15 protein-coding genes are annotated in these 21,682 nt (G+C 71.6%); 9 read left to right on the forward strand and 6 right to left on the reverse strand.

The window, feature by feature from the left end:
• Positions 1-60 precede the first annotated feature (60 nt).
• Both typA and ACFVTR_RS15855 read left to right on the forward strand, forming a co-directional pair.
• Entirely contained in the window at positions 61-1,965 is a 1,905-nt protein-coding gene (gene typA, locus ACFVTR_RS15850; RefSeq protein ID WP_387038834.1) for a translational GTPase TypA, read from the forward strand.
• A gap of 200 nt (positions 1,966-2,165) precedes the next feature.
• Entirely contained in the window at positions 2,166-2,966 is an 801-nt protein-coding gene (locus ACFVTR_RS15855; RefSeq protein ID WP_387038835.1) for a M23 family metallopeptidase, read from the forward strand.
• Positions 2,967-3,040: 74 nt separating this feature from the next.
• On the opposite strand, the gene ACFVTR_RS15860 is transcribed toward ACFVTR_RS15855, so the two are convergent.
• A complete protein-coding gene (locus ACFVTR_RS15860) occupies positions 3,041-3,856 on the reverse strand; it encodes an enoyl-CoA hydratase/isomerase family protein (RefSeq protein WP_387038838.1) in 816 nt (271 codons plus the stop codon).
• Positions 3,857-3,942: 86 nt separating this feature from the next.
• Here ACFVTR_RS15860 and ACFVTR_RS15865 point away from each other — a divergent pair, with 86 nt between their 5' ends.
• From ACFVTR_RS15865 to ACFVTR_RS15885, 5 genes are all read left to right on the forward strand, one after another.
• Positions 3,943-4,392 carry a hypothetical protein gene (locus ACFVTR_RS15865; protein WP_387038840.1) on the forward strand — a complete coding sequence of 150 codons (450 nt, stop codon included), beginning with the start codon at positions 3,943-3,945 and terminating at the stop codon, positions 4,390-4,392.
• Entirely contained in the window at positions 4,389-4,814 is a 426-nt protein-coding gene (locus ACFVTR_RS15870; protein ID WP_387038843.1) for a hypothetical protein, read from the forward strand. Before ACFVTR_RS15865 ends, ACFVTR_RS15870 begins: the two co-directional genes overlap by 4 nt.
• Positions 4,815-4,852: 38 nt before the next feature.
• A complete protein-coding gene (fdxA, locus tag ACFVTR_RS15875) occupies positions 4,853-5,194 on the forward strand; it encodes a ferredoxin (RefSeq protein ID WP_376947462.1) in 342 nt (113 codons plus the stop codon).
• Positions 5,195-5,196: 2 nt separating this feature from the next.
• A complete protein-coding gene (gene dapC / locus ACFVTR_RS15880) occupies positions 5,197-6,312 on the forward strand; it encodes a succinyldiaminopimelate transaminase (RefSeq protein ID WP_387038845.1) in 1,116 nt (371 codons plus the stop codon).
• Between the two features lie 179 nt (positions 6,313-6,491).
• On the forward strand, positions 6,492-7,802 hold the full coding sequence (locus ACFVTR_RS15885; protein ID WP_387038847.1) for a citrate synthase: 1,311 nt from the start codon (positions 6,492-6,494) through the stop codon (positions 7,800-7,802).
• Between the two features lie 92 nt (positions 7,803-7,894).
• Here the strand turns inward: ACFVTR_RS15885 and ACFVTR_RS15890 are convergent, their stop codons facing one another.
• Positions 7,895-10,474: a penicillin acylase family protein gene (locus tag ACFVTR_RS15890; protein WP_387038849.1), complete on the reverse strand. Its 2,580-nt coding sequence runs from the start codon at positions 10,472-10,474 to the stop codon at positions 7,895-7,897.
• A 123-nt stretch (positions 10,475-10,597) separates the two neighbouring features.
• Positions 10,598-11,551, reverse strand: a complete 954-nt coding sequence (dapD, locus tag ACFVTR_RS15895; RefSeq protein WP_387038851.1) for a 2,3,4,5-tetrahydropyridine-2,6-dicarboxylate N-succinyltransferase — start codon at positions 11,549-11,551, stop codon at positions 10,598-10,600.
• 118 nt (positions 11,552-11,669) lie between these two features.
• On the opposite strand from dapD, the gene ACFVTR_RS15900 reads away from it, so the two are divergent.
• Both ACFVTR_RS15900 and ACFVTR_RS15905 read left to right on the forward strand, forming a co-directional pair.
• Positions 11,670-16,355 carry a GH92 family glycosyl hydrolase gene (locus ACFVTR_RS15900; protein WP_387038853.1) on the forward strand — a complete coding sequence of 1,562 codons (4,686 nt, stop codon included), beginning with the start codon at positions 11,670-11,672 and terminating at the stop codon, positions 16,353-16,355.
• Between the two features lie 200 nt (positions 16,356-16,555).
• Positions 16,556-17,500 carry an ROK family protein gene (locus tag ACFVTR_RS15905; RefSeq protein WP_387038854.1) on the forward strand — a complete coding sequence of 315 codons (945 nt, stop codon included), beginning with the start codon at positions 16,556-16,558 and terminating at the stop codon, positions 17,498-17,500.
• Here the strand turns inward: ACFVTR_RS15905 and ACFVTR_RS15910 are convergent.
• The 3 genes from ACFVTR_RS15910 to ACFVTR_RS15920 form a co-directional block, all read right to left on the reverse strand.
• Positions 17,439-18,482, reverse strand: a complete 1,044-nt coding sequence (locus ACFVTR_RS15910; RefSeq protein ID WP_387038856.1) for a LacI family DNA-binding transcriptional regulator — start codon at positions 18,480-18,482, stop codon at positions 17,439-17,441. The two genes, ACFVTR_RS15905 and ACFVTR_RS15910, sit on opposite strands and share 62 nt — an antisense overlap.
• A 315-nt stretch (positions 18,483-18,797) precedes the next feature.
• Entirely contained in the window at positions 18,798-19,502 is a 705-nt protein-coding gene (locus ACFVTR_RS15915) for a response regulator (protein WP_387038858.1), read from the reverse strand.
• Positions 19,495-21,561, reverse strand: coding sequence for a sensor histidine kinase (locus ACFVTR_RS15920; protein WP_387038859.1), 2,067 nt, complete (start codon positions 21,559-21,561; stop codon positions 19,495-19,497). Before ACFVTR_RS15920 ends, ACFVTR_RS15915 begins: the two co-directional genes overlap by 8 nt.
• Positions 21,562-21,682 lie beyond the last annotated feature (121 nt).

The following is a 21,682-nucleotide window of genomic DNA, read 5'->3' on the forward strand; positions in this document are numbered from 1 at the left end:
GGCCGAGCCCGTTTCCGGGTGGTCGATCAGACCGGATGCCTCACCGCGAGGAACCCATCCATGGCGAACGCCACCCGTAACTCCCTGCGCAACGTCGCAATCGTCGCGCACGTCGACCACGGCAAGACGACGCTCGTCGACGCGATGCTCAACCAGACGAACTCCTTCGACGCGCACGCGCACATCGAGGAGCGCGCGATGGACTCGAACGAGCTCGAGCGCGAGAAGGGCATCACGATCCTCGCCAAGAACACGGCGATCACGTACAACGGCGAGCACGCGGGCGGCGAGCCCATCACGATCAACGTCATCGACACCCCGGGCCACGCCGACTTCGGCGGCGAGGTCGAGCGCGGCCTGTCGATGGTCGACGGCGTCGTGCTCCTCGTCGACGCGAGCGAGGGCCCGCTGCCGCAGACCCGCTTCGTGCTCCGCAAGGCGCTCGAGGCCCGCATGCCGGTCATCCTCCTCGTCAACAAGACCGACCGCCCCGACGCGCGCATCGACGAGGTCGTCGCCGAGAGCCAGGACCTCCTGCTCGGTCTCGCCTCCGACCTCGCCGACGACGTGCCCGACCTCGACCTCGACGCCATCCTCGACGTGCCGGTGGTCTACGCCTCGGGCCGCAACGGCGCCGCGAGCCACACGAAGCCCGAGAACGGCGAACTGCCCGACAACGGCGACCTCGAGCCGCTCTTCGAGGCGATCCTCAAGCACATCCCCGCGCCGACCTACGACGACGAGCACCCCCTGCAGGCGCACGTGACGAACCTCGACGCCTCGCCGTTCCTCGGTCGTCTCGCGCTCCTCCGCGTGCACCAGGGCACCATCAAGAAGGGCCAGACGGTCGCCTGGGTCCGGCACGACGGTTCCGTGCAGAACGTGCGCGTGACCGAGCTCTTCCTCACCAAGGCGCTCGACCGCTACCCGGCCGAGAGCGCCGGCCCCGGCGACATCGCCGTGGTCGCGGGCTTCGAGGACATCATGATCGGCGACACCCTCGCCGACCCTGAGGACGTCCGCCCGCTCCCGGTCATCGCGGTCGACGAGCCCGCCATCTCGATGACGATCGGCACGAACACCTCGCCGCTCGTCGGCAAGGTCAAGGGCCACAAGCTCACGGCACGCATGGTGAAGGACCGCCTCGACCGCGAGCTCGTCGGCAACGTCTCGCTGAAGATCGTCGACATCGGCCGCCCCGACGCGTGGGAGGTGCAGGGCCGCGGCGAGCTCGCCCTCGCGATCCTCGTCGAGCAGATGCGTCGTGAGGGCTACGAGCTCACCGTGGGCAAGCCCCAGGTGGTCACGAAGCAGGTCGACGGCAAGACGCACGAGCCCTTCGAGCACCTCACGATCGACGCCCCCGAGGAGTACCTCGGCGCGATCACCCAGCTGCTCGCCGCCCGCAAGGGCCGCATGGACAACATGTCGAACCACGGCACCGGCTGGGTCCGCATGGAGTTCATCGTTCCGAGCCGCGGCCTCATCGGCTTCCGCACCGAGTTCATGACCACGACCCGCGGCACGGGCATCGCGAACGCGATCTCGCACGGCTACGACGCGTGGGCCGGCCAGATCGTCACCCGCAACAACGGCTCGATCGTCGCCGACCGTTCGGGCGTCGTCACGCCGTTCGCCATCATCGCCCTGCAGGAGCGCATGACCTTCTTCGTGAACCCGACCGAAGAGGTCTACGAGGGCATGGTCATCGGTGAGAACTCGCGCGCCGACGACATGGACGTCAACATCACGAAGGAGAAGAAGCTCACGAACATGCGTTCGTCGACGGCCGACACCTTCGAGTCGATGACGCCCTCGCGCCAGCTCTCGCTGGAGGAGTGCCTCGAGTTCGCCCGCGAGGACGAGTGCGTCGAGGTCACGCCGACGGCGGTGCGCATCCGCAAGGTCGAGCTCGACGCGACGGCGCGTGCGCGCATCACCTCGCGTCTGAAGAAGCAGGGCTGATCGGCCGCGCACGACGCAGCTGCAACGCGGATGCCACGGGGTCGCCCCCGTGGCATCCGCGTTTCGCGTTGGTGGGATGCCCGGCTTTCATGCATGCGTATCGGAGCTTTCTCCCAGAATCGCTGCGTACGGTACATGAGATTGTCTCGATCTCGAACCAGTTTCGCCACGAAACCCGACCCCCTCATACGTAACCTGTGATGACTTCCTTCCCCCAACGCGGCCGCCGCGCGGCCACCACCCCCGACTCCACCCCGACGACGACCCCCCGTCGCCGACGCGTTCTTCCCCGGTTCAGCGCCCGCCAGACCTTCTCGGTGATCGCCATGGCCTTCACCGGCGGCATGATCGTCGCCACGAGCGTGCCCGCACTCGCGATCACCGCGACCGACGTCGAGCAGCGCGCCTCGGTGTACGCCCCCGTCGAAGACACGGTGAGCTTCACCCCGCAGACCGTCGAGGTCGGCAGCGATGCGGTCGAGTCGACCCTCGCCTCCGAGGCCTACGACGTGCACGAGGCGCCGCCGCCCATCGTCTCCCAGGTCGCCAGTGTCGGCGCCGTCTCGCTCGTCGAGACCGGCGCCGTCGTCTGGCCGGTGCAGAACCCCGACCGGCGCAGCTCCGGCTTCGGCCCGCGCGAAGCACCCTGCGGTGGCTGCTCGACGAACCACGACGGCGTCGACTTCAACCCGGGCGACGGCACCCCGGTGGTGTCGATCGCCGACGGCGTCGTCGTGCTGGCGACCGAGAACGGCGGGGGCCTCGGCGTGAACGTCGAGGTCCAGCACAACATCGGCGGCCAGGTCGTCACGAGCTCGTACGGGCACATGCAGTTCGGCTCGCTCACGGTCTCGGAAGGCCAGCGCGTCACCGCCGGTCAGCAGATCGGCCTCGTGGGCACGACCGGCCAGTCGACGGGCCCGCACCTCCACCTCGAGATGTTCGGCAGCGACGGCGTGCGGTTCGACGGCTTCGCCTGGTTGGCCGCCCACGTCGGCTGAGTCTCGGCCGACCCTCTGATCGACGAGCCCGTCGAGACCCCGCGAGGTCTCGGCGGGCTCGCTCCGTCTCGGGCCTAGGCGCCCGTGAAGCGGGGTTCGCGCTTCTCGAGGAAGGCGGCTACGCCCTCGCGCATGTCGTCGGTGCGGAACGCGTCGCCGAAGGCCTCGATCTCGAGCAGTGTGGCGGTCGCCGTGGGCTGCCCCGTGGCATCCACGAGCACGCGCTTGGCGAGCCCGACCGCGGGCGCGGCGTTCTGGGCGATGAGCTCGAGCATCTCGCGGGCACCCGCGAACAGCGCCTCGCGATCGGCGAAGCGGCGGGCGACGAGACCGGCGGCGACGGCCTCCTCGATGCCGATGCGGCGGCCGGTGTAGATCAGCTCCTTCGCGAGCGCGAGCCCGACCGCGCGGGGGAGTCGCACCGTGCCGCCGAAGCCGGGGATGAGTCCGAGCTTGACCTCGGGCTGGCCGAACGACGAGGCGTCCGTGGCGTAGATGAAGTCGCACGCGAGCGCGAGCTCGAGTCCGCCGCCGAGGGCGAAGCCGTCGACGCACGCGATCACCGGCGCGGGCAGCGACTCGATCATGGCGGCGGCGCGGTGGCCGGCGTCGGCCGCCTCCTCGCCCTCAGCCGGCGTGCGGCCGGCCAGCGCGCGCAGGTCGGCCCCCGCGACGAAGGCTCGTCCGCCGGCACCCGTGAGCAGCACGCCCCGGACCGCGGGGCCCTCGCCGGCGAGGCCGGCGAAGGCGTCGGCGAGGGCGGCGAGCACGGCGGGAGAGAGCGCGTTGAGGGCCGCGGGGCGGTCGATGGTGACGATCGCGAACGGTCCGTCGCGCTCGACGCGCACCTCGGGCTGCTCGGCCGTCACGGGGCTCGTGCCATCGGTCATCGTCGTCGATCCTCTCCGTCGGGCGGTGTCGGCTCCACGCTACGGCACCGGTCGAGCCCGCAGCACGCCCCGGTAGACTCGGGGCCATGTCCAGGAGCCTCGTCACTGCACGCCGGGCCGCCGCGGCCGTCGCGATCGCCGCGCTGTCCGCCGCCCTCTTCACCGGCTGCGCCAACCCGATCGAAGACCTCGTGAACAACGGCGTCGAGGGCGCGATCGAAGACGCGACGGGTGGCGAGGTCAGCCTCGACGGCGAGCTGCCCAGCGACTTCCCGTCCGAGATCCCCCTCGTCGACGGCACGATCGCGCTCGGTGCGGGCACGGGCGGCGCCGACGGCTGGATCGTGATGATCACGACGACCGCCGCCGATCCGACCGCCGACGCGGTCGCGAAGCTCGAGGGTGCGGGCTTCACGAAGAACACGGAACTCCCGGGCAGCGGCGCCGACGCGCTCGTGTACTCGAACGGCACGTACCTCGTGCTCCTCGCCGCCGACGGCGAGACGGTCTCCTACACGGTCACCACGGCACCGTGAGCGACCACACGGAGGCCGGCGGCCTCTCGCTCGCCAGCCGGATCGGCGGCCTGCTGATCGCGGCGGTGGTGGGTGTCGTCTACGGGGCGGTCGCGACGGTCGGCCATCGTCACGTGCTCCGCATCGGCGAGGTCGCGATCCCGTGGGGCCTCATCGCGGCGCTCGTCGGCGTCGCCGCCCTGATCCTCGGCGTCCGCCTCCTGACGCACGGGCGAGCGACCGCCGCCGCGACCGCGGCCGGCATCGTCGTCATCGTGGCCGTCCTCACGCTTCCGGGCCCCGGCGGCTCGGTGCTCGTCGCGGGCGACCTCGCCGGCACCGTCTGGGCGGTCGCGCCGGCGCTGATCGGCGTGCTCATCGTCGCCTGGCCCGAGCTGCCCTCGCGTGCCCGCTCGCGCGCGGCGGCCGACGCGCACGCATAGACTGAAGTCCCCGCCTCTCCGAAGGAGCACGAACCACCGTGACCTATGTCATCGCCCTCCCGTGCGTCGATGTGAAGGACCGCGCCTGCATCGACGAGTGCCCGGTCGACTGCATCTACGAGGGTGAGCGCTCGCTCTACATCCACCCCGACGAGTGCGTCGACTGCGGTGCGTGCGAGCCGGTGTGCCCGGTCGAGGCGATCTACTACGAAGACGACCTGCCCGACGAGTGGGCCGACTACTACAAGGCGAACGTCGAGTTCTTCGAGATCTCGACCGCGACCGTCGAGGCCGTCGGCTCGCCCGGCGGCGCCGCGAAGGTCGGGGTCATCGCGATGGACCACCCGATCATCGCCGCCCTCCCGCCGCAGGGCCACTGACCGTGGCTGGGCGCGAGCTGCCCGACTACCCGTGGGACCTCATGGTCCCGTACCGCGCGCGAGCCGCGGCGCACGCGGGCGGTGTCGTCGACCTATCGATCGGTTCGCCCGTCGACGAGACGCCCGCCGTCGTGCGCGAGGCGCTCGCCGCCGCGAGCGACGCCCACGCCTACCCGCAGACGGTCGGCACCGACGAGCTGCGCGACGAGATCGTCGCCTGGTTCGCGCGACGCCGCGGCGTCACCGGGCTCGGTCGCGAGAACGTGCTGCCGACGGTCGGTTCGAAGGAGCTCGTGGCGCTGCTGCCGTTCCTGCTCGGGCTCGGCGAGGGCGATGTCGTGGTGCACCCGAAGGCGGCGTACCCGAGCTACGAGATGGGCGCGGTGCTCGCGGGGGCGACCGCGATGGCGAGCGACGACCCCGCCGAGTGGCCCGAGGCCACGAAGCTCGTGTGGCTGAACAGCCCGGGCAACCCCGACGGCCGCGTGCTGTCGATCGACGAGCTGCGGGCGGCGCGCGAGCGGGCCCTCGAGCTCGACGCGGTCATCGTCGGCGACGAGTGCTACGCCGAGCTCGGCTGGGCGGGCGACTGGGCGGATGCCCCGGTGCCGAGCCTGCTCGACCCCCGGGTCGTGGGCGACAGCCGGCGCAACACGCTCGTCGCGTACTCGCTCTCGAAGCAGTCGAACATGGCGGGGTACCGCACCGCGTTCCTCGCGGGCTGCCGCACGGTGGTCGGCCGGCTCACGAACGTGCGCAAGCACGCCGGGCTCATGCTCGCGCAGCCGCTCCAGCAGGCGATGATCGCCGCGCTCCGCGACGATGCCCATGTCGCCGAGCAGAAGGCGCGCTACCGCGCCCGTCGCGAGTTGCTGCTGCCGGCGCTCGAGGCGGCCGGGTTCCGCATCGACCGCAGCGAGGCGGGGCTCTACCTCTGGGCGACCGAGGGCCGCGACGCCTGGGAGTCGATCGGCCGTCTCGCCGATCTCGGCATCATCGGCGGGCCGGGGCACTTCTACGGGGTCCATTACCCCGAGCACATCCGGCTCTCGCTCACGGCGAGCGACGAGCGCATCGCCGCCGCCGCCGAGCGCCTGCGAGCGGCCGCGGGCTCGTAGCCTCCGGTCACCACGAGGCATCCGGTCGCTGTGACGACCAACCAATGTATACAAGGATCTCTTGGTGGATGCGACAGTGTGCCCCGAGCACGTCTAGGCTGTAGGTCGGGCCGCAGCCGACCCTACGCCGACGGCCCTGAAAGCAGGTGACCGCGCAAGTGACGATCACAGGAGGCGCCGTGAGCGACGTCGTGAACCCCGCGGCGGGGCAGAACCCCGAGACCGCAACCCTCAGCTTCCCCGGCGGGACCGCCGAGTTCCCGGTTCGACGCGCCGTCGAGGGCAATTCCAGCCTCGACCTCTCGACGCTGACCCGGCAGACCGGCCTCACCGGTCTCGACTACGGGTTCGTCAACACCGCATCGACTCGGTCGGCGATCACCTACATCGACGGCGAACAGGGCATCCTCCGCTACCGCGGCTACCCGATCGAGGAGCTCGCCGAGCACTCGACCTTCCTCGAGGTCGCGTGGCTGCTCATCTACGGCGAACTGCCGAGCGCCGACCAGCTCGCCGAGTTCGACGAGAAGGTCCGCCGCCACACCCTGCTGCACGAAGACCTCAAGCGCTTCTTCTCGGCACTGCCGCACACCGCGCACCCCATGTCGGTGCTCTCGAGTGCGGTCGCGGCCCTGTCGACCTACTACGAGGACTCGTCCGACCCGCACGACCCCGACCACGTCGAGCTGACGACGCTGCGCCTGCTCGCGAAGCTGCCGGTCATCGCCGCGTACGCGCACAAGAAGAGCCTCGGGCAGGCGTTCCTCTATCCCGACAACTCGCTCGACTTCGTGCCGAACTTCCTGCGCCTGAACTTCGGCAACATGGCCGAGCCGTATCACATCGACCCGACGCTGGCGAAGGCGCTCGATCGCCTGCTCATCCTGCACGAGGACCACGAGCAGAACGCGTCGACCTCGACGGTCCGCCTCGTCGGCTCGACCGGCGCCAACCTGTACTCGTCGATCTCCGCCGGCATCCAGGCGCTCTCGGGCCCGCTGCACGGCGGCGCGAACGAGGCCGTGCTGCAGATGCTCGCGCGTATCCAGGACTCGGGCGAGGGTGTCGGCCGCTTCGTCGAGCGCGTGAAGAACAAGGAAGACGGCGTGAAGCTCATGGGCTTCGGACACCGCGTCTACAAGAACTACGACCCGCGCGCGAAGATCGTGAAGCAGTCGGCCGACGCGGTGCTCGAGAGCCTGGGGGTCAACGACCCGCTGCTCGACATCGCCAAGGAGCTCGAGCAGTTCGCGCTGGAGGACGACTACTTCAAGGAGCGCCGCCTCTACCCGAACGTCGACTTCTACACCGGCGTCATCTACAAGGCGATGGGCTTCCCGACGCGCATGTTCACCGTGCTCTTCGCGATCGGCCGCCTGCCCGGCTGGATCGCGCACTGGCGCGAGATGAACCTCGACCCGCAGACGAAGATCGGTCGCCCGCAGCAGCTCTACACGGGTGAGCCCGAACGGCACTACCCGGGCGTCTGAGCCCGGCGCGCGCCGAGCGACCGCACCGCCCGAACGGCCCCGATTCCTCGGAATCGGGGCCGTTCGCGTGCGTGCGCCTGGGGTGACCCGTCTCAGCCGGCCGGCCGCAGCACGAGCGTGTCGTGCGCGGCCTCCGCGACGGCGTCGAGGGTGAACGGCCACGGCCGGGTCTCGCCGCGCTGCCAGAGCGGCGCCTGGTCGTCGTAGTGCGGGTTGAAGGCATGCCCCGATGCGCCGGTGAGGTTGATCCAGCGCGATTCGTCGAGGTCGTCGAGATCGACCACCATGCGCATCGACGGCACCCAGTCCACGCCGTAGCCGAGACTCGCGTCCCAGCCGATCGCGTTGACGACGGCCGATCCGCCGCCGAGCTCGTACGGCCCGCGGTTGAAGAGCCACTCGATGGGGCCGATGCCCGACTCGCCGAAGCTCTGGTTGGTGAGGGTGAGGGTGTGCAGCTCGCCCCAGGTCCATGAGGCGGCGTCGCCGCCCATGAGCTCGGATGCCTCGCCCCACGCCGCGTCGAGCGCGCTGGTGATGGCCGCGTCGCGTCCGCCGTCGCCCCACCAGGCGTTCTCGGGTTCGCCGAGCAGCGTGCCGACGACGCTGAACCAGCGGTCGCCGCCCTGGGGGCGGCTCTCGTCGGGCAGCCCGCCGAACATGTCGTCGAGCAGCGTGCGCCAGAACACGGCGAAGTAGGCGGCTTGGGCGCTGTCGGCGTCGGCCTTCGCGTCCCAGCCGTCGAGCAGGGCCGCGCCGCGCGCGGCGTCGCCGTCGAGGCCGGCCGCGAGTTCGGTGATGAACGGCAGGAACTGCTGCGCGTTCATGTCGCTCGTGTCGAGCTGCATGGCGAGGAGATCGTCGGCCGTGAGCTTCTCGCCGGCGTCGAGTCGCTCGCGGATCAGCTTGTCGATGCCGGCCGCGCGGTAGCCGTAGTCCCAGTCCATCGTGAGCAGGGGGCCCTTCGGGCCCGCCGCGGCGTTGTTCGCCGTCACGATGTAACCCGCGGGCGGGTTCTGCACGCTCGGCAACTGGTCGAACGGCACCATGCCCGACCAGCCGTTCTCGCTCGTCCAGCCCGGCATCGGCACGGTGCCGTCGCCCGACTTGCGCACGGGGATCTTGCCAGGCGCCTGGTAGCCGATGGTGCCCGCGTCGTCGGCGTAGATCAGGTTCTGCGACGGCACGTCGAAGAGCGAGGCCGCGTGGCGGAACCCCTCCCAGTCTCGCGCGCGGTCGAGCGCGAAGATCGCCTGGGCGGTGGTGCCCGGGGTGAGCGCCGTCCATTGCAGGGAGACCTGGTACTCGCCCTCGGGAGCGCCGGACGCTGCGGGGGAGGCCGCGGCGACGGCGGTGAAGTCGGAGCCGATGTCGGTGACGATCGGCCCCCGACCGGTCGAGCGCACCGTGATCGTGACGGGGTCGCCGCCCGCGACCTCGATGACCTCTTCGCGGATCGTGAGCGGCACCATCGCGCCGTCGAGTTCGTACGCGTCGCCCTCGATCCGTTCGAGGTAGAGGTCGGCGACATCGGGGCCGAGATTGGTGAAGCCCCACGCGATGCGCTCGTTGTGGCCGATCACGATGCCCGGCAGCCCCGAGAACGAATAGCCGGCGACATCGAACGGACAGGCGTCGTTCACCACCGCGCAGTGCAGGCCCATCTGCGCCCAGATCGACGGCATCGCCGGGCCGAGGTGCGGGTCGTTCGCGAGCAGCGGCTTGCCGCTCTCGGTGAGGGCGCCGGAGACGACCCACGAGTTGGAGCCGAGGTCGCCGCCCTCGGGGCCGAGGAGCTCGGGGATGCCGTCGATCGTCTGCGCGAGCGAGGTGAGCGCCGCGAGGTGCTCGGGCGCCGAGGCGTCCGCCTCGCCGCCCGACGGTGCCTCGGCGACCGGTTCGCCCGACTCGTCGAGCGGGGTGACCGAGGCGGCCGCCGGTGCCGCGGCGATCGGGCCCCCGACGATCGTCGGCATCCTGCCCCACGGGAAGTCGGGGTGGAGGCGCGCGACCTCTTCTGTGGGCAGCTCCGAGGCGAGGAGCGCCCGATCGATCTCGTCGCCGAGGTTCGAGCGGAGGTCCCACGCCATCGCCTTGAGCCAGGCGATCGAGTCGACGGGCGTCCACGGCTCGGGGGAGTAGGCGCCGTTCTGGAGGCCGAGCACGGCGTACTCGAGCGAGAGGTCGGCGCCGCTGCGCTCGTCGAGGTACGCGTTCACGCCCTCGGCGTACGCCTCGTAGTAGGCGCGTGACTCCTCGTCGAGCTGCTCGTACTCCTGCTCGGCGATGCCCCGCCAGTTCAGGGTCCGGATGAAGGTGTCGGTGCCGACCTGCGATTCGCCGAACATCTCGGCGAGGCGGCCCGCCGTCACGTGGCGGCGGAAGTCCATCTCCCAGAAGCGATCCTGCGCGTGCACGTAGCCCTGCGCGAAGAAGAGGTCGCGGCTCGTCTCGGCGACGAGCTGGGGGATTCCGGCGTCGTCGCGATACACCGTGACGCTCGCGGTGAGCCCGGGGACGTCGACGCGTCCGCTCGTCGTCGGGAACGAACGCTGCACCATCCACCAGCCGAGCCCCGCGCCCACGACGCCGAGCACCAGCACGGTGATCAGCAGGCCGATGAGAAAGCTCAGGCCGCGATGGCGGCGGGTCCTCGGGGCGTCGGTACCCACGTCACTCCTTCGTGAGGTGCATGCGAGGCCGCCACGCGGCGGCCTCGGAAGCACCACACTAGCCGAGCGGCGGGTCGCCGATCGTGCGATGCCGATGCGAAGTGCCGAGCTGCATCCGAACCGTTACGCGTGCAGCGCCGCGTTGAGCGTCACGCCCTCGCCCGTACGGCTCAGCGCCTCGACCTGCCCGTTCAGCGAGTTGCGGCGGAAGAGCAGGTTCGGCACCCCCGACAGCTCGACGGCCTTGACCGCGCGGGGTCGCCCGTCGGGTCCGCCGAGGAGGACGACCTTCGTGCCGGCGGTGACGTAGAGGCCCGCCTCGACGACGGAGTCGTCGCCGATCGAGATGCCGATGCCCGAGTTGGCGCCGAGCAGCGCCCGCTCGCCGATCTCGACGCGCTGGGTGCCGCCGCCCGAGAGGGTGCCCATGATCGAGGCGCCGCCGCCGATGTCGCTGCCGTCGCCGACGACGACGCCCTGCGAGATGCGGCCCTCGACCATCGAGGTGCCGAGCGTGCCGGCGTTGAAGTTGACGAAGCCCTCGTGCATCACGGTGGTGCCGGGCGCGAGGTGCGCGCCGAGGCGCACGCGCGAGGCATCCGCGATGCGCACCCGCTCGGGAGTGACGTAGTCGAGCAGGCGCGGGAACTTGTCGAGCCCGGTCGCGTGGATGCCCGCGCGCTGCAGCGCGGGGCGCAGCCGGTCGAAGTCGGCGGGATGCACCGGGCCCGCGTTCGTCCACACGACCGCCGGCAGGTGGCCGAAGACGCCGTCGAGGTTCACCGTGTTCGGCGCCGCGAGCAGGTGCGAGAGCACGTGGAGGCGGAGGTACGCGTCGGCCGTGCCGGCCGGCGCCGCGTCGAGGTCGATCGTGAGCTCGAGCTGCTCGACGCGCACGTTGCGCCGTGAGTCGTCGCCGGCGAGCGCGGCGTGCTCGGCGGCGAGCGGGGATGCCTCTGAGCCGAGTCGCGGCGCGGGGAACCACGCGTCGAGCACCGTGCCGTCGCCGGCGATCGTGGTGAGCCCGGCGGCGGAGGCGGTACGGGCAGGGCTGGAGACGGTGTCGTTCGCGGGCATGCTTCAAGGGTATCGAGGGGCGGCCCCGTGTGACGCGCGGTCTCGGCCGGGCTGCGCGCGAGCGGGCGTCGGATGCGGGGTTTGGACGCGCGCGGCCGAGCGTGCTACCGTCCACCGTATGACAGCGCTGTCTTATCAGGACGCGGCCCGGGTGGACCCCGGCCCGTCGATCCGCGCCCCCCGCCCACGACTCACCGCCATCCCGACCGCGCTCGCGCTGCTGGCGTCGGCCCTCCTGCCGCTGGCCGGGCCGGCGAATGCCGCCCAGGCCGCGACCGGCCCGACCGATTACACCCAGTACGTGAACCCGTTCATCGGGACCGAGGGCGACCACGGCCAGGACGGCCCCGGGGCCTTCGCCCCGTACGGACTGGCGACGGTCACCCCGACGACGACCCCCGGCAACCACGTGGGCTACGAGTACACGGCCGAGAGCCTCCGAGGCTTCACGAACATCGCACTCGACGGCGTCGGCGGCGGAGGCGGCGCGGGCGACGTGCTCGTCGTGCCCACCTATCAGAGCTACACGTCCCGGCCGTCGACGAGCAGCTACGACAAGGCGATCCGCACGAGCGACGGGGCCAAGGACGAATCGGCGACGGCCGGCTTCTACCGGGTCGGCCTCGACGAGTCGGGCAAGAAGATCGACGCCCGGGTGACGGCCGCCACGCGCACGGGCGTGCACGACTACGCCTTCGACGACGGAGGCCACGCCTCGCTCGTCGTCGACCTCAAGCACACCGGCAACGGTCGCAAGGCCACCGACCTCGTGGTCGGGACGAGCGCGGACGGCAACACGACGATCTCCGGCTCCTTCACCGGCTTCTTCTACAACTCGGCGTACAAGCTCTTCTACTACGCCGAGACCACCGTCCCGACGTCCTCCGTGCAGACGTGGGGGAGCTCCGGACTCAGCTCCAGCGCGACCACGCAGGACGGCACGGACATCGGCGTCGTGCTCAACTTCGACGCCGACGCGGGCGAGCCGGTGGGGCTCAGGGTCACGCTCTCCCCGGTGAGCGCGGAGCAGGCCGCACGCGACGCCGCCGTCGAGGTCGGCGGGAAGACCTTCGATGAGATCCGCGCCGCGACGAAGGACGCGTGGAACGAGCGGCTCGGCAAGGTCGACGTCGACGCCACCGCGACGAACGACCCGACGGGCGACCTGAGGGTCCAGTTCTACACGCACCTCTACCGGCTCGCGAACACGCCGATGAACGCGACTTCGACCGACGGGACGTATCGGGGCGCCGACGGCGTCATCTACCCGGCTTCGGGCTACACGCACTACGACTCGTGGTCGCTGTGGGACGACTTCCACAAGTACGCGGCAGTGGCCTCGGTGTACCCCGACGTCTATCGCGACGTCGTGCAGTCGCTCGTCGACCTCTACGCGAGCGTCGCGACGAGCGGCAAGGGCTCGGTCGGGGGCCTCGTGCAGTCCGTGCCGACGGTGCGGTGGGAGCGCGCTCCCGTCGTCGTGGCGGACGCGATCTCGAAGGGCGTCCAGCTGCAGGGGCTCGAACGGGCCTATCCCGCGCTCGTCGCGCAGACCGGCAGCTCCGCGAGCCTCACGAACCTCAACTCCGTCAGCGGCGGCCTCCTCGGATACTCCTACGATGCCTACGGCCTGTCGGTGATCGCCGACGCGCTCGGCGAGACGGCCGACGCCGAGCACTACCGGGCCGAGGGCGCGCGCTGGGCGAAGGCCTTCGATGAGGACGCCCTGAAGGACGACGCCAACGCCAAGGCCGCCACCGGCGTCGCCGAGGGCGTCGACGAGGTCGGCCTCCTGATGCCCCGCTCGAGCAACGACGCATCGGCGGGCTTCACGCGGAAGAACCCCGAGAGCTGGAGCAGCGGGCTCTACCAGGGCACGCTGTGGCAGTACAACTGGTACGACGCCCAGGACCTCGGCGGCATGGTCGACCTCATGGGCGGCAAGTCCGACGCCGCGAAGGCCGTGAGCTACTTCTTCGGCGACCAGGCTCCCGACGACTGCACGCGCAACCTCCATCTGTTCGCCAACGAGATCTCCGTGCACGCGCCGTTCCTCTACAACTACGTGGGACAGCCCGCGCGCACGCAGGACTGGACGTACCGGGCGGTCACCGAGCCCGTGTGCGTGCGCTACACCGCCGACGGCAGCGGCACGACGCCGTCGAAACGCATGGTGTTCCAGAACGATCCCAAGGGTCTGCTCCAGACGATGGATAACGACGCCGGGACCATGTCGGGATACTTCGTCTCGAGCGCGATCGGCCTCTACCCCGTCGTGGCGGGCGGCGACTCGTTCGAGATCACGACGCCGATCTTCGACCGCACGACGATCCACTACCCCGGCGGCAGGGACTTCGTCGTCGAGGCACCCGGCGTCAGCGCGACGAACCACTACATCCAGAGCGCGACGCTCAACGGCCGGCCGTTGGACCGCACCTGGCTCACCGCCGCGGAGATGAACGCCGGCGGCGTGCTGCACTTCACGATGGGCTCCGACCCGTCGTCGTGGGGCGCCGACGGCGTCGCGGCCGACTCCCTCAACGACCACGTCAGCAGCGCGCTCTACCACCCGGAGGACGCGGTCTCCACGACCTCGCAGGTGTTCGAGGAGTCCGCGGCGAACGACGGCTCGATCGACGACGCGATCTCCGTGCAGGTCAGCGGGGCGACGTTCACCGGTGAGGTCGGTTCCGAGCTGTCCTCGCAGGTCGAGGCGACCGGCCTGCCGAAGGGGCTCGAGCTCGTGGCGACGAAGTCGGGGAGCGAGACGCTCGACCTGACCCTGTCCGGCGAGGCCGCCCGGCATCTCGTCGACGACTCGACCGACGACCTCGTCGTCACGATCGCGCCCGGCGCCTTCTCCGGCACCGTTCCCGGCGCGGCCGAGCGGGAACTCGCGCTCAAGGTCCGCTTCGCCGGCCACCGCCTCACGCCCAGCACGACGACGCTCACCGCGGACGCGAAGGGGGCCGTGCGGGGCACGATCGACCTCACGCTCAGCGGGGGTGCGACGTTCGCCGGCAAGAACCGCCCGGCGCTCTCGAAGGGCGCCGTCGCGTTCCCGGGTCTCGACCCGGGCGTGACGGCCACCGTCCAGCGGATGAGCGACACGACGGCGCAGGTCACGTTCAAGGGCAAGCTCGAGCGCTCGACGAGCTCGAGCTTCACGGTGCTCCTCGACGACTCCGCACTCGACGGCGCCACGGCGGCCCAGGTGACCGGTGCCGGGACGACCTCGCTCGACCCGTTCACGGTCTCGCCGTCGTCGGGCACGCGCGCCGAGCTGCAGGCCCTGTACGACGACGCGCGCCTCCTGACGGCCGACGGCTACTCCGCGGCGACGTTCGCGGCGCTCGAGTCCGCAGTGGCGGAGGCGACGTCGGCCCTCGACGACGAGGCGTCCTCGGAGCGCACGCTCTCCACGGCCCTCGCGCTCCTGCGGGCGGCCGCCGACCGCCTCGCGATCGGCGGCGACAGCTACCGGATGCTGCAGGCCGAGGCCTACGACCAGTGGTCCGGCGGGTCGCTCAAGACCGAGGCCGGCGGCAGCGGGACGAACGTCGGCGGGGTCTCGCCGGGGGCATGGCTCGCCTTCCGCGGGCTCGACTTCTCCGAGTCCCCGCTCGCCTCGGTCGTGATCGACTACGCGCACAATCCCGGCTCCGCGTCGGCGAACTCCGCCGTCGAGATCCGCACCGGCTCGGCGACCGGTCCGCTCGTGACCAGGGTCCCGCTGCCGACGACGAACGGCTGGGCGAACTACACGGCGCTCACGCACACGTTCACCGCCGAGGAGATCGCGAAGCTCGGCGGCGTGAACGACGTGTACTTCGTCTTCACCGGGCCCCTCGCCTCGGGCCAGAGCTGGATCGCGAACGTCGACTGGTTCCAGTTCCGTGCCGCCGCCGATGCGGTCGCGACCTCGAAGACGGTGCAGTTCGAATCGATCCGCACCGGCTACGGCATGCTGAACGCCGCGGGCACGGGGCTCGTGGACGGAACCGACTACTCGGGTGCCGACCTCAAGACCGAGGCCGGATCGGTGGGCGGCCAGGTCGCCGGCACGAAGAACGGCGCATGGATCCGCTACCGCGACGTCGACCTCGGGGAGCGCAGCGCGACGAAGCTCAGCGTGCGCTACGACGCCCCGTCGACCAAGGTGGCCGACGGCCGGCTCGCCGTCTACCTCGACGAGATGTCCGGTGAACCGTTCGTCACCGTCCCGCTGCAGCCGACCGGCTCGAACTGGGGCACGTACGGCACGGCGACCGTCGCGCTCCCGTCCGAGATCACCGGCGATCACGCGCTCTACTTCGCACTCCTGAGCACGCCGACGGCGACCCAGCCCTACGTCGGGAACCTCGACTGGTTCTCGCTCGAGTACGCCGTCGACAAGTCGGCGCTGCACTCGGCGATCGCGAACTACTCGACCCTCGCCGCCGATGCGGGCTGGTACCTCGCGATGGACTTCGCCGTCTTCACGCGGGCGCTCGACACGGCGAAGCGCGTCGATGCGGCTGCCGCCGCGACGACCGCTGAGGTCGCGGAGGCGCTGCGCGTGCTGAAGGCCGCGGCCGGCCACCTGCAGTGGAAGGTCGTCAAGCAGCTCGCCGACGTGCGCGAGAAGGCCGGGGCGATCGAGGCCGACGCGGTCACACCCGTGTCCTATCGCAAGCTCCAGAACGCGATCGCCGCGGCCGACGAGCTCGATCCGGACACGAGCACCCACGACGAGGTCGTGGCTGCGCTGTCCCGCCTCGTCGGGGCGTACGACGGCCTGGTCGACGCGAAGGCGAAGCGATGACGGTCGGCCGCTGTGACGCCGGAGGCGTCGGGGGCCGGGAGGAGGCCTGCGTGCACGCGACGTGATCGTTCGGCGGGTCGGCCCTCGCGCCGGCCCGCCGCACACCCTTCCGCCCGAACCGGTCGCGCCGTCGACCGGTTCGGGCTTGCTGAGACCAGGGGAGCCCATGGAGCAACGGGCTCCCGGACGGAGAGAACACCGTGAATCCCAACCGGGTGCCGACCATCGAGCTCGGCGGAACCCACGTCGCCGTCGCCGTCGTCGACACGACCGCCCGCGCGATCGTCGACGGCACCTACCTGAGCAGCCCGCTGAACTCGGGCGGCCATGCCGATGCGATCCTCGAGCACATCGCCGCCGCGGCCCGAACACTCGGATCCGACCACGACGGGCGATGGGCGGTCGCGGTCCCCGGCCCGTTCGACTTCGCCGCGGGCATCGCGCGGTACTCCGATGTGGGCAAGTTCGACTCGCTGTACGGGGTCGATCTGCGCGCACGACTCGCGGACGACCTCGATGCGGACCCGAACTCGCTCACGTTCGTGAACGACGCGGACGCGTTCGCCCTCGGCGAGTATGCGGCCGGCGCGGCGCGCGGCCTGTCGAGATTCTGCTGCGTCACGCTCGGGACCGGCGTGGGTTCGGGTTGGGTGGTCGACGGTGAGCGCACCGATGGTGCTGCGCCGGAGGGCGAGCTCCACCTGGTCGAGTTCGAGGGGCAGCGCATCGAGGCGCGGATGTCGCGGCGGGCGATCAGGGCCGCCTACGCCGAGCGGACGCGGAGTGCTCCGAACGCTCCGACGGTGCCCGACGTCAAGGAGATCGCCGAGCTCGCGCGCGGGGGCGACCCGATCGCGCGCGAGGTGCTCGACGATGCCTTCTCGTTCCTCGGCCGGGCGCTCGACGGCCGGCTCGCGCAGTTCGGCGCCGATGCGCTCATCGTCGGCGGCACCATCGCCCGATCATGGGACCTCCTCGAGCCGCCGCTCTCCGCCGGACTCGCGCGCGCCGGATTCCCCGTCCTCCGGGCGGAGCTCGACCATGAGGCGCCGATGATCGGGGCCGCGTTCGCCGTCGACGCGTCTACTCGGCGCGCGGCGACTCCGAGCCGGAGGCTCGTCTCGCCGTCGATCGTCGCGGAGTGAGGCGCATCGGGAGCACGACGTGCTCCACGGGTCGAGTACGGTCGCTGAGTCGCGCGAGGGCCAGGCGGGCGGCGTGGTGCCCGACCGCCTCGACGTCGCCCGCGACGGTGGTGATCCCCATGACGCGGGCCCACTCGGGTTCGTCGATGCCGATGACGGCGGGAGCGTCATCCATGCTCGTCGTGGACAGCTCCTCGAGGACGCCGAGGAGGATCCGGTTGTTGCCCGCGACGATCGCCGTCGGCGGCTCGGGGAGCGCGAGCAGCTCGCGGGTGAGTGCGCGGGACGAGGCGACATCGTGCGCGTCATCGCGCAGGAGGTCGCGCCAGGACGAGGCCGCTTCGTCGAGGACTGAGGCCATGCCCTCGAGCCGTTCCCGATACGTGGGGAGCCACGCGTAGTCGCCGACGAAGGCGATCCGCGTGTGGCCGAGGTCGAGGAGGTGCCGGGCAGCGAGGCGGCCGCCCATCCGGTTGTCGAAGACGACGGAATCGGCGTCGAGACCGACCGCGGGACGATCGACGAAGACGACCGGGACGCCGCGGGCCTGCACCTGCGCGTAGTCGGCATGATCCGACATCGCCGAGACGACCACGAGGGCCTTGGCCTGGCGGCTGGCGAGGTCGTCGATGATGCGGCGCTCCTGCTCCGCGGACTCCCACGACGTGGCGACGGACAGGTGCATGCCCTGCTGCCGGATGTCCTCTTCGACGCTCTGCGCCAGCGCGGAGTAGAAGGGATTGGTGAAGTCGCCGGCGATGAGACCGATCGACTCCGCGAGGTGCCCGCTCGCGAGCAGGCTCGCGGCCGCATTGCGTCGATAGCCCAGGGCGTTCGCCGCGGCGAGGACCTTCGTGAGCGTCTCGTGGCTCACGTACTGTTCTCCGCCGAGCGCGCGCGACGCCGTCTTCAGGCTCACCCCGGCGCGGTCGGCGACCTGGGCGAGGGTGACCCTCTGGGCGTGCTCACGTGCGTCCTGCATGACCCTCCCCGGTGCGTTGGAGCAAGGACACAGTATCCCGTGGGATCGCTCCCCGGGCCGAGCCCCGCCCGCGCCGCCGACTTCTCGGCGCGGCCGCCTCGGTGGCTCAGCCGGCGAGGAGGGTGCGCGCGATTCCGTCGAGGCTCGGGGTCCGCGAGGATCATCCGGAGTGCGCGTGCGCGCGTCGGCTCGGTGATCAACGCCGAGATCTCCGTCGTCCCGTCCGGTCGGCGCGCGGCCGCTGCATCCATAGGTGGAAGTCTATGCAACACCGAACGGGCCTCCGGCTTCTCCGAGCCGATCGGCGGCGACCGGCTACGCCGTCGTCCCGTCGCTCCCGCGCCCCAGCCCCGCGTCCCGCGCCGCGATGACGGCCTCGGCCCGGCCGGAGACCTGCAGCTTCGCGAAGATGTTCGACACGTTGTTGCGCACGGTCTTCGGCGAGAGGAAGAGGTGCTCGGCGATGTCGCCGTTCGAGCGGCCGGCGGCGACGAGCTCGAGGATCTCGCGTTCGCGACCGGTGAGCTGCGGGAACGCGACGGAATCGGCCGCGGCGGGCGGCCGCGCGAAGAACTCGGCGACACGTGCGGCGATGCGCGGGCCGAAGATGGCGTCGCCGCCCGCGACGGCGCGGATCGCCCGCGAGATGTCGTCCTGGCCCGAGCCCTTGAGCAGGTAGCCGCGGGCGCCGGCGCGCATCGCGTCGAACACGGTCTCGTCGGCCTCCGACATCGTGAGCACGATGATGCCGACGTCGGGATGCCTCGCCGCGATGCGGCGCGTGGCCTCGATCCCGTCCAGTCGCGGCATCTGCACGTCCATCACGATGACGTCGGGCGAGAGCGCCTCCGCGGCGGCGACCGCCTCCAGCCCGTCGGCGGCCGTGCCGACGACGTCGAGCCCGTCGATCGAGCGAAGCAGCACGGCGAGGCCGTCGCGGTAGACGGGGTGGTCGTCGACGAGCAGCACCCGGATGGCGGGCACGTCGTCGGGCGGTGTCTCGAGTGCGGGTTCAGACATCGGCGTTCACCTCGGATTCGACGACGGGGTCGGGCAGGGGGAGTGCGGCGCGCACGACGGTGCCGCCGCCCGCGCGATCGGTGACCTCGAGCGTGCCGCCGAGTTCGACCGCGCGTTCGCGCATCGAGAGCAGCCCGACCCCCGCCGGCGCCTCGGGGGCGACTCCGCGGCCGTCGTCGTCGACCTCGACGACCAGGCGGCCGTGGTCGCTCGAGAGCCGCACCCGAGCGCGCCGCGCCTGCGCGTGGCGCTGCACGTTCACGAGCGCCTCGGCGACGATGCGGTACGCGGCGACCTCGACCGCGGCGGGCAGGCGTTCGGGCAGCTCGCTCGTCGCGGTGACCTCGAACTCGCCGCCGAAGCGGCGGCACAGCTGCTCGATCGCGCCGGCGAGGCCCACGTCGTCGAGGCTCGGTGGACGCAGGTCGTGAGCGAGCCGGCGGATCTCGCCGACGGCCTGCTTCAGGTCGTCGGCCGCCGAGGCGAGCAGCCGGTCGGCCTCGGCGGGGTCGGCCGCGCCGACGTTGCGGGCGGCCTCGATGCGCAGCTGCACCCCGGCGAGCTCGGGGCCGAGCCCGTCGTGGAGCTCGCGCCGCATGCGCCTGCGCTCGTCCTCGCGGGCGTTCACGAGTTCGACGCGGATCTGCTGCAGCGCGGTGCTCAGGGTGCTCGCCCGCACGGCCGAGGTCGCGTGGCGCACGAGGTCGGCGAGCAGTCGCTCGTCGCCGGGGGAGAGGCGGGCCCGACGACCCGGGGCCATCTCGAGCCGCCCGATGCGCTCGCCGCGGTACACGAGGGGGATCGACTCGACCTCGCCGTCGGGCGTGCCGTGCCGCGCGATCAGGTTGCCGCCGTCGGGGGCCTCGACCTCGACGCCGACGTACGGCGACGCGAAGGCGGCCGCGATGGAGGCGGCGAGCGAGTGCAGCTGATCGCCCGGCTCCTCGGCCTCCTCGAGGCGGGCGGCCAGCGTCGAGACGACGCCGTAGGGGTCGCCGCGGCGCCCGTTCACGAGCCGGTTCGCGAGGCCGAGCACCCGGTCGCGGAGCGGAAGGTAGGCGAGCAGCACGATGAGCATGGCGGCGCCCGCGAGCACCTGGTGGCCGACCATCCCGCCGATCGCCGCGACGAGCAGCACGTCGACCACGACGACCGAGACGGCGACGAGCCCGTACACCACCGTCCAGCTGAGCAGCCGGTCGATGCGGTAGAGGCCGCGGCGGGTCACGGCGATGATGATCGCCGCGCAGATGACCGCGGTGCCGACGATGATCGTCGCCTGCCCGAGGTAGTAGGGCAGCGCGAGCGCCGAGACCACGAACAGGGCGGCGTAGACGAGGCCGGCCCACACGATCCACTTGATCTGGCGGCGCAGCTCGGCATCGGCGCCGACCAGTCGACCGAGCAGCACGACCGCGGTGAGCACGACGCTCACGAGGATCGTCGGCATCCAGATCGCGCCGATGCCCTGCCAGACGGCCGGCGGCAGCGCCACGCCCCAATCGCCCGTCGCCCACCGCAGCAGGCGGAGGTCGGGGTCGCCGAACACGGCGCGAGCGACCCGCCACGGCATCGCGAGGTCGACCACGACGATGAGCGCGTTGAGCGCGGCCGTCGCGATCGCCAGGAGCCGCAACGGCCCCCGCGGGAACCGGCCGTCGGGGAACACGAGCAGCGCGAGCGGCAGCGCGAGGTACGCGGCGACCGAGAGGCGCTGCGTGAACACGAACGACTCGGCGAGCAGGGGCGCATCGGGCCAGAGCAACACGCCGTGGTTGAGCCAGGCGAGCGCGAGGCCGTCGATCGCCGCCAGCAGCCCGCCGGCGGTGAGCAGCACGGGCACCGGATGCCACGACAGCCGTGCGAGCAGCAGTGCGCCCGTGGCGCCGAGCACGAGCCCCCGCCAGGCGGCGACCCAGCCCGGGGCGGCGGGAATCTCCTGCCCGGTGCGGAACGTCAGGTAGTCGAGCACGAGCGCCGCGACGGCGCACACGAGCACCATCGTGAACGCGGCGACCGCGGTCGCACGCGCTGCGGGCAGGGCTCGGGCCGGGCGCATGGCTCCATCGTGGCAGGGAGTGCGGCGTCTGTCTCCGGGCGGATGTCCCGAATCGGGCGGGACATCGTCGGGCGGATCGAGGGCGCCGGCGCTCTGGAGGCCCGGGACGGTCGGCCGCGAG

This window comes from Agromyces sp. NPDC058126 (genome assembly GCF_042884595.1).
In the GTDB taxonomy this organism is placed as follows: Bacteria; Actinomycetota; Actinomycetes; order Actinomycetales; family Microbacteriaceae; genus Agromyces.